The sequence below is a fragment of the Bacillus salipaludis genome (assembly GCF_004358205.1).
Genome location: NZ_SMYO01000021.1, coordinates 42,799 through 51,807 on the forward strand (window position 1 = coordinate 42,799; position 9,009 = coordinate 51,807).

Sequence of the window (9,009 nt, forward strand, 5' to 3'; positions counted from 1 at the left end):
CTTGTGCCTGGAGTGGAAATCAACAACCAAGTTTAACAGAGCCTTTTTGTTATAACTTTAGGTAAGTCAACCAAGCCTCTTGAAACGTCCATAAGGACTCGCAAACGACGAGTTTTCTTTACATGACCTAACATAATTATGTTATTATGTTTTCAGTGTGAGAAATGATAAATCTGTAAAGTGAGTGATAGATTTGATTTTTGTCTTTGATGTGGGGAATACAAATATTGTATTGGGTGTTTATGAGGAGGATGAACTAAAATATCACTGGCGGATTGAAACGAATCGCAATCGTACAGAAGATGAATTCGGAATGATCATCAAATCCTTGTTTGACCACTCAAAATTAAGTTTTTCAAAAATTGACGGAATCATTATCTCTTCTGTTGTTCCACCAATTATGTTTGCATTAGAGCGGATGTGTCAAAAATATTTCCATATAAAGCCGCTTGTAGTGGGGCCGGGAATCAAAACTGGGCTTAATATTAAATATGAAAACCCAAGGGAAGTAGGAGCTGACAGGATTGTAAATGCAGTTGCGGCGATTCACGAATATGGAAGTCCACTTATTATTGTTGATTTTGGAACGGCAACTACTTATTGCTATGTAAATGAAGAGCGTCAATATATGGGAGGGGCGATTGCTCCTGGAGTAGGTATTTCAACAGAGGCCCTTTACTCAAGAGCTGCGAAGCTTCCGAGAATTGAAATAGCACGTCCGGAAGGGGTTATTGGGAAAAATACAGTTGCAGCCATGCAGGCTGGTATTGTTTATGGGTATGTTGGTCAAGTTGAGGGTATTGTAAGAAGGATGATCGAGCAAAGTGAAAAAAAGCCAACGGTTATTGCTACTGGGGGGTTATCTAATTTAATTGCTCAGGAATCAAAGATTATTGACATTGTTGACCCATTTTTAACTTTAAAGGGACTGCAGTTAATCTATAAACGAAATATAGATTCGTTTCACCATAACAACTAGAGGGGAGTCTGAAAATGAACGATTATCTTGTAAAAGCACTTGCCTTTGACGGGCACGTACGTGCATATGCTGTTCGTACAACGGACATTGTGAGTGAAGCACAGCGCCGGCACGATACATGGAGAACTGCCTCTGCAGCATTAGGGAGATCCCTTACAGCTGGAGTCATGATGGGGGCGATGCTAAAGGGCGAAGAAAAATTAACCATTAAAATTGAAGGGGACGGCCCGTTAGGACCAATTCTTGTTGACAGTAATGCCAAAGGAGAGGTCCGCGGATATGTAACGCATCCCCATGTTGACTTTGAAGCGAATGCCCATGGAAAGCTTGATGTCCGCCGTGCGGTCGGCACTGCAGGGTCATTAACGGTTATTAAGGATATTGGTCTCCGCGACTTTTTCTCTGGACAGGTTCCGCTTGTTTCAGGAGAATTAGGGGAGGATTTCACCTACTACTTTGCTACTTCCGAGCAAATTCCATCTTCAGTCGGTGTAGGCGTTTTGGTGAATCCGGACGACTCGATTTTAGCTGCTGGAGGGTTTATTCTTCAATTAATGCCAGGAATTGAAGATGCAGCGATAACAAAAATGGAAGAACGATTAAAAACGATACCGCCTGTTTCTAAATTAATTGAAAAGGGGCTTACCCCTGAAGAAATCTTAGGAGAACTCTTTGGTGATGAGCCCGTTAATATCCTGGAAAATATGCCAGTAAAATTCCAATGTACATGCTCAAAAGAGCGATTCTCTAATGCCATACTCGGATTAGGTACTGCTGAAATTACTGCAATGATTGAAGAAGATGGACAAGCTGAAGCACATTGTCATTTCTGCAATGAAAAGTATCTTTTTACAAAAGAAGAATTGGAAGAACTAAACAGGCGGGCAAAATAAGCAGGGGCATTGGGGGAAAAAAGTTGAGGAGAAAGCAACTCTGGTTTTTAATCGCTGCCCTAATTATGGTTAATTGCTTAACAATAGCCTTTTTTCTCGCAAAAGGGAATACGGCAAATGGAGCCGGCTTAAAAAAAGATGTCGTGGCAACGGTAGGGAAAAAGGGGATTTTAAGGCAGGATTGGCTGAATGAATTAGAAGCACGGTATGGTAAAGATGTGCTAAAAGATATGATTGATCAAAAGGTCATTAAAGAAATGGCAAAAAAGTATAAAATAACGGTTTCTAATCAGGATGTCGAAAGGGAATTTAGAATGATTCAAACCACTTATCGTTCATCCAACGAAAAAAAGCAGGAAGACGAGAAAAGGTGGAAAGAACAAATTCGGAATAGTTTATTGCTCGAAGAAATCTTGACAAAGGACGTTGCCGTTTCTGATCAGGAAAGGAAAAACTATTTTAACCAGAATAAAGACCTGTTTGATATCCCGTCTGCCTTTCATTTGTCTCAGATTATCGTAAAAACAGAAGCGGAAGCAGAAAAATCATTAAAGGAGCTTTCGCAGGGGTCAAGCTTTTCAACGATGGCAATGGAGCGCTCTATCGATGAATTCTCTGCTAATGATGGTGGAGATATTGGGTACATAACAGAGGATGATGACCGTTATCCTTTGGAATATGTTCTAACCGCGAAAACATTAAAAGCCGGGGAATGGAGTAAGCCTGTTAAGGTGGAACAAGGTTATGCAATCATTAAGTTAGAAGGTAAAATAAAAGGGGAATCGTATTCTTATCAAGAAGTAAAAGAGGAAATCCGCCGGCAAATTGCCCTCGAACAAATGAAGGTGCCAGCATCAGCTAGAACTTTTTGGGATGAGGCGAAGGTAAGCTGGTTCTACGGAAAAGAAAAATCAAACGACTAACCACAGAAAATAATTTTCTGTGGTTTTTGCATTCATAAAATTTTAACAATTTCGTGAATGAAATCAATTGACAAAAGGAGCCTGAAACTGTTAAATTGTTTATAAATCCAATAAAAATACTCGGAATAGAGAGCTGGGGGTAAGTATAATGGTTCGTGTTGCAAATTCAGTTGCCGGATTAATCGGTCAAACACCAATTGTAAAATTAAACAGATTAGTAGATGAGAACAGTGCAGAAGTTTATCTGAAATTAGAGTATTTTAACCCTGGAAGCAGCGTTAAAGATCGTATTGGTTTAGCGATGATTGAGGCTGCAGAAGAACAAGGTCTTATTGCACCAGGAAGAGATACTATTATCGAACCAACAAGTGGAAACACTGGTATTGGTCTTGCGATGGTTGCTGCTGCAAAAGGATATAAAGCTATTTTTGTAATGCCTGAGACAATGAGTTTAGAAAGAAGAAATCTTCTTCGTGCATACGGTGCAGAGCTTGTATTAACACCTGGGCCGGAAGGAATGAAAGGTGCTATCGCAAGAGCTGAAGCGCTCGCTGCAGAACACGGATATTTTGTGCCGCAGCAATTCCAAAATCAAGCAAATCCAGAGGTTCACAAACGTACTACAGGACCTGAAATCGTAGCGCAAATGGAGCAGTTAGATGGCTTCGTTTCTGGAATTGGTACTGGCGGAACCATCACTGGTGCTGGAAGCGTTCTTCGTGAACATTATCCAAATATTAAAATTTATGCGGTTGAACCAAAAGATTCAGCTATTTTATCAGGTGGAAAACCAGGGCCTCACAAGCTTCAAGGTCTTGGTGCCGGATTTGTACCTGACACATTAAACACAGATATTTATGATGAAGTGATTCAAATTACAACAGAAGAGGCATTCGAATATGCTCGCCGTGCGGCCAGAGAAGAAGGCATCCTTGGTGGTATTTCTTCAGGTGCGGCAATCGCTGCGGCGGTCAAAGCTGCAAAAGAGCTTGGAAAAGGGAAAAAGGTTTTAGCAATTATTCCTGATAATGGGGAGCGCTACCTAAGTACACCACTTTACCAGCTTGACTAACTGTTAAATCCAATAAGGTGATGGCTACATTAGCCACACCTTATTTTTTTGCACTGATATTAAAAATTCGTGTATGATAATGACAGCATATTAAACCAAAGAAATGAGAATCATCATGGAGGATAACAGAATGAATAAAGCTGGGATACAAAAAATTGAATGTGGAAAGCATACACTAGACTTTGGTCAAAAAACCATGATCATGGGTGTTTTAAATATTACACCCGATTCATTCTCTGATGGCGGAAAATTTAATGATCTGAATAAGGCATTAGAGCATGCTTATGAAATGGTCCAAAATGGAGCAGATATCATTGATATTGGCGGTGAATCAACACGCCCTGGTTATGAAGTCATTTCTGAAGATGAAGAAATTGAAAGAGTCGTTCCTATTATTGATGCGATATCCAAGCAGATTCCTGTTCCGATCTCCATCGATACGTATAAAGCAAGAGTAGCTGAGCAGGCCCTTAAAGCAGGAGCTCATATCATTAATGATATTTGGGGAGCAAAGGCTGATGAAAAAATGGCTGGGGTAGCTGCACAGTTTGATGTACCTATCATTCTGCAACATAATCGCAATGAACGGAATTATAATAATTTTATTCGGGATGTTATGAACGATCTATTTGAAAGCATTTCAATTGTAAAAAAAGCAGGGGTTCGTGATGAGATGATTATTTTGGATCCCGGTATAGGTTTTGCGAAGAATTACCAAGAAAATCTAGAGATGATGAGGGAACTAGAAACATTAACATCCATCGGATATCCAGTCTTATTGGGAACCTCACGAAAAAGAATGATTGGAGAAGCCTTGGATTTGCCAGTTAATGAAAGACTGGAAGGCACTGGAGCAACCGTTTGTTTTGGAATTCAGAAAGGGTGTCATATTGTCAGGGTTCATGATGTAAAAGAAATGAGCAGGATGGCAAAAATGATGGATGTGCTCATGGGAAAGGGGAATGTCCTTGGATAAAATATATTTAAATCAAATGGAGTTTTATGGTTATCATGGCGTTTTTCCCGAAGAAAATCGGCTCGGTCAGCGTTTCATCGTTGATTTAATCATTTCCTTGGATTTAAAAAAGGCTGGGGAAACGGATGAACTAGAGTATTCGGTCCATTATGGTGAGCTTTTTCAATTATGCCAAAAAATCGTTGAGGGAGAGCCCTATAAGCTTTTGGAAACTGTTGCGGAAAACATTGCAGCGAGTGTGTTAAAGGAGTTCGTCCTTGTTAATGATGTAACGGTAAAAATGATAAAACCTGACCCACCAATTCCAGGCCATTACAAGTCTGTTGCAGTAGAAATTACAAGGAGAAGATAATGGTGGAAAATACAGCATTTATTGCCCTTGGCTCAAACATGGGAAACCGATATGATTATTTAGGACAAGCTATTAAGCTTTTGTCAGATGTTCCAAAAATAGAGTTAGTAAATTGTTCCTCTGTTTATGAAACAGATCCGGTTGGCTATGAGGATCAGGATTTATTTTTGAATATGGTAATCGAGATAAAGACTGAGTTCAACGCCTATGAACTATTAGATATCTGTTTAAAAACAGAGCAGCAACTTGGAAGAAAGCGGGAGATAAAATGGGGGCCAAGAACAATAGACCTTGACATTCTCATGTATAATCAAGAAAATATTGAAACAGAGAACCTCATCGTCCCTCATCCCCGAATGCATGAAAGGGCATTTGTTATCGTACCGTTATTGGAGATTCAGCCAGACATGATCATTCCAGGGATGGAAAAACCACTTCAAACATCATTAGATGAATTACCTGATAAAGAAGGAGTCCGGATATGGAAGCGGAAAAATGGGGAAGACGCATTCGAGCCTATCGGAAGCTAAAGGGATTTACACAGGAGAGCTTTTCGAAGGAATTAGGTGTTTCAGTATCAATTTTGGGAGAGATTGAGAGAGGCAATCGGCTTCCGCCAAGCGATTTGCTGACCAGAATTGCTCAATCCTTAAATATAACGATTGATGAATTAGCGCCGCCAAAAGAGACATAGGAAATGGAGGTACTTTTACATGTTGAAAATTGGCGATATTGAAATGAAAAACCAGGTAGTTTTAGCACCAATGGCCGGTGTTTGTAACTCTGCATTCCGTCTGACCGTTAAAGAGTTTGGCGCAGGATTAGTATGTGCTGAAATGGTTAGTGATAAAGGAATTAATTTTAGAAACGAAAAAACGATGAATATGCTTTACATCGACGAGCGGGAGAAACCGTTAAGCCTGCAAATTTTTGGAGGGGAAAAGGAATCGCTCGTAGAAGCAGCTCAATTTGTTGATAAAAATACCAATGCAGACATTATTGATATTAATATGGGATGTCCAGTTCCGAAAATTACAAAGTGTGATGCAGGGGCAAAATGGCTTTTAGATCCTAATAAAATTTATGAAATGGTTGCTGCTGTGGTTGATGCAGTTGAAAAGCCGGTAACGGTTAAAATGCGGATGGGCTGGGATGAAGAGCATATTTATGCTGTTCAAAACGCCCAGGCAGTTGAACGTGCCGGTGGAAAGGCTGTTTCGCTTCATGGCCGTACGCGTGTCCAAATGTATGAAGGAAAAGCAAACTGGGATATTATTCGTGAGGTAAAACAATCGATAACTATTCCGCTTATAGGAAATGGTGATGTCCAGACGCCACAGGATGCGAAAAAAATGCTTGAGGAAACCGGCTGTGACGGAGTGATGATTGGACGAGCAGCACTAGGTAACCCTTGGATGATTTACCGTACGGTCCAATTTCTTGAAACAGGCAAGCTTTTGGGTGAACCATCTGTTCGGGAAAAAATTGATGTTTGTATTCTTCACTTAGATCGCTTAATTGCCCTCAAGAATGAGAATATCGCTGTCCGTGAAATGCGCAAGCATGCAGCTTGGTATTTAAAAGGAATCCGAGGAAACGGTAAGGCGCGAAATGGCGTCAATGAGTGTAATACCCGTGAAGAATTGGTCACTCTTTTAAATGGTTTAGTAGCAGAAGCGGAAGAAAAAGAAGTGACAGTCGGATAAAAGCTTGAGTTTCCAATTTGGCTTATCTATAATTGCTTTGTAGCTGCCAGTAATATGCTGGCAGTTTTTATCTATGTTTTAAACATTTTTAATGTCTGAATTCCTAAGTTTGTGTAAAATAATATAGTATGTATAAAAATGCGGATTTAGAATGCTATTTACATAAAAAGAGATAATTGGAGTTGATTTGCATGAGTCAAGAAGAATTAAATGACCAACTAGTGGTCAGACGGGATAAAATGAATTCCATGCGTGAAAAAGGTCTAGACCCATTTGGAAAACGCTTTGACCGCACGCATAATGCGATGGAATTGATTGAACAGTACGGAGAGCTTGAAAAGGAAGTTATTGAAGCTAAAAATGTAACTGTTACTCTTGCGGGAAGAATTATGACAAAGCGCGGTAAAGGAAAAGCTGGATTTGCCCACATTCAAGATTTAACAGGCCAAATTCAAGTATATGTTAGGCAAGATGCAGTGGGAGAAGAAAAGTATGAGATTTTTGATTCGGCTGATTTAGGTGACATTATTGGGGTATCCGGTACCCTATTTAAAACAAAAGTTGGCGAATTGTCTATTAAAGTACAAGGTTTTGAGTTTTTAACGAAAGCATTACGACCGCTTCCAGATAAATTCCATGGTCTTAAGGACGTAGAACAGCGCTACCGTCAGCGTTACTTAGATTTAATTATGAGCGAAGAAAGTAAAAAGACCTTCATCATGCGCAGTCGTATTATCCAGGAGATGCGCCGTTATTTAGATAACCATGGCTATTTAGAAGTTGAAACTCCGATGATGCATGCTATTGCCGGGGGGGCGTCTGCTCGTCCGTTCATCACACATCACAATGCTCTTGATATGCCGTTATATATGCGCATCGCGATTGAGCTTCATTTGAAGAGACTAATCGTCGGCGGACTTGAAAAAGTCTATGAAATTGGCCGTGTTTTCCGTAATGAAGGAGTATCAACGCGCCATAATCCGGAGTTTACAATGATTGAACTGTATGAAGCGTATGCTGACTACAGAGATATTATGAGTCTTACAGAGAATCTAGTTGCTCATATTGCTCAAGAAGTCTTAGGGACAACAACTGTTCAATATGGTGATTATGAGGTAGACCTAAAACCAGAATGGAAAAGACTTCATATGGTAGATTCAATTAAGGAATACACAGGTGTGGATTTCTGGAAAGAGATGAGTGTCGATGAAGCACGTGCACTGGCGAAAGAGCATGGTGTGGAAATTACCGAACATATGTTATACGGCCATATCGTTAATGAATTCTTTGAACAAAAAGTAGAGGAGAAACTGATTCAGCCAACCTTTATTTATGGACATCCAGTTGAGATATCGCCGCTGGCAAAGAAAAACGATGAGGATCCACGATTTACGGATCGCTTTGAATTATTTATTGTTGCTCGTGAACATGCGAATGCCTTTACGGAACTAAATGATCCAATTGATCAGCGGGAGCGTTTTGAAGCTCAATTAAAGGAAAAAGAACAAGGCAATGATGAAGCACACGAAATGGATGAAGACTTCGTAGAAGCACTTGAATATGGTATGCCACCAACAGGCGGCTTAGGGATCGGAATCGACCGTTTGGTCATGCTTTTAACCAATTCGCCTTCCATTCGCGATGTATTATTATTCCCATTAATGCGCCAACGCTAATATTTCTTAAAACTAGTGCCGGGTCCTGCCTGGCACTTTTTATTTAGAAGTTTAAAATCGAAGAATGTGAATATTTTTATTTTAAATTTGATGAATAAAAATTTAAAAAGACTATTGCGTGCTGAGTCCAATGGTGGTATATTTATATTCGTTGTTGCGAGACAACAACATGCAAGAAAAAATAATTAAAAAAGTTGTTGACTTTAAGTTGGTAACTTGGTAAGATGATTAAGTCGCCTTTGAGCGACAAAGAAATTTGTTCTTTGAAAACTAAACAAACAAAAACGTCAACAAACAATAATATTCATTTCTTTTGAAATGAAGCCAACGTAACATTCGAGCTAAATCAACTTTCTTGGAGAGTTTGATCCTGGCTCAGGACGAACGCTGGCGGCGTGCCTAATACATGCAAGTCGAGCGAATCAACAGGAG

General features: G+C 39.8%; 10 protein-coding genes and 1 rRNA gene. All 11 read left to right on the plus strand.

The window, feature by feature from the left end; genetic code table 11:
* The first annotated feature begins 193 nt into the window (after nt 1-193).
* A complete protein-coding gene (locus tag E2K98_RS26310; protein WP_026574014.1) occupies nt 194-979 on the plus strand; it encodes a type III pantothenate kinase in 786 nt (261 codons plus the stop codon).
* 14 nt (nt 980-993) lie between these two features.
* Entirely contained in the window at nt 994-1,872 is an 879-nt protein-coding gene (hslO, locus tag E2K98_RS26315) for an Hsp33 family molecular chaperone HslO (RefSeq protein WP_133339404.1), read from the plus strand.
* A gap of 23 nt (nt 1,873-1,895) precedes the next feature.
* A complete protein-coding gene (locus E2K98_RS26320) occupies nt 1,896-2,795 on the plus strand; it encodes a peptidyl-prolyl cis-trans isomerase (RefSeq protein WP_133339406.1) in 900 nt (299 codons plus the stop codon).
* 148 nt (nt 2,796-2,943) lie between these two features.
* Nucleotides 2,944-3,867, plus strand: coding sequence for a cysteine synthase A (cysK, locus tag E2K98_RS26325; protein WP_133339408.1), 924 nt, complete (start codon nt 2,944-2,946; stop codon nt 3,865-3,867).
* 130 nt (nt 3,868-3,997) lie between these two features.
* Nucleotides 3,998-4,843 (plus strand): dihydropteroate synthase, encoded by an 846-nt coding sequence (gene folP / locus E2K98_RS26330; RefSeq protein WP_133339410.1) that lies wholly within the window; start codon nt 3,998-4,000, stop codon nt 4,841-4,843.
* On the plus strand, nt 4,836-5,195 hold the full coding sequence (gene folB, locus E2K98_RS26335; RefSeq protein ID WP_133339412.1) for a dihydroneopterin aldolase: 360 nt from the start codon (nt 4,836-4,838) through the stop codon (nt 5,193-5,195). The genes folP and folB overlap by 8 nt, the downstream gene beginning before the upstream one ends.
* 2 nt (nt 5,196-5,197) lie before the next feature.
* Nucleotides 5,198-5,725: a 2-amino-4-hydroxy-6-hydroxymethyldihydropteridine diphosphokinase gene (gene folK, locus E2K98_RS26340; protein WP_133339414.1), complete on the plus strand. Its 528-nt coding sequence runs from the start codon at nt 5,198-5,200 to the stop codon at nt 5,723-5,725.
* Nucleotides 5,677-5,889 (plus strand): helix-turn-helix domain-containing protein, encoded by a 213-nt coding sequence (locus E2K98_RS26345; protein ID WP_026574007.1) that lies wholly within the window; start codon nt 5,677-5,679, stop codon nt 5,887-5,889. Before folK ends, E2K98_RS26345 begins: the two co-directional genes overlap by 49 nt.
* Nucleotides 5,890-5,908: 19 nt before the next feature.
* Nucleotides 5,909-6,901 carry a tRNA dihydrouridine synthase DusB gene (gene dusB, locus E2K98_RS26350; protein WP_133339416.1) on the plus strand — a complete coding sequence of 331 codons (993 nt, stop codon included), beginning with the start codon at nt 5,909-5,911 and terminating at the stop codon, nt 6,899-6,901.
* A gap of 191 nt (nt 6,902-7,092) precedes the next feature.
* Nucleotides 7,093-8,577: a lysine--tRNA ligase gene (gene lysS / locus E2K98_RS26355; protein ID WP_133339418.1), complete on the plus strand. Its 1,485-nt coding sequence runs from the start codon at nt 7,093-7,095 to the stop codon at nt 8,575-8,577.
* 352 nt (nt 8,578-8,929) lie between these two features.
* Nucleotides 8,930-9,009 (plus strand): 16S ribosomal RNA (locus E2K98_RS26360); the annotation flags it as partial.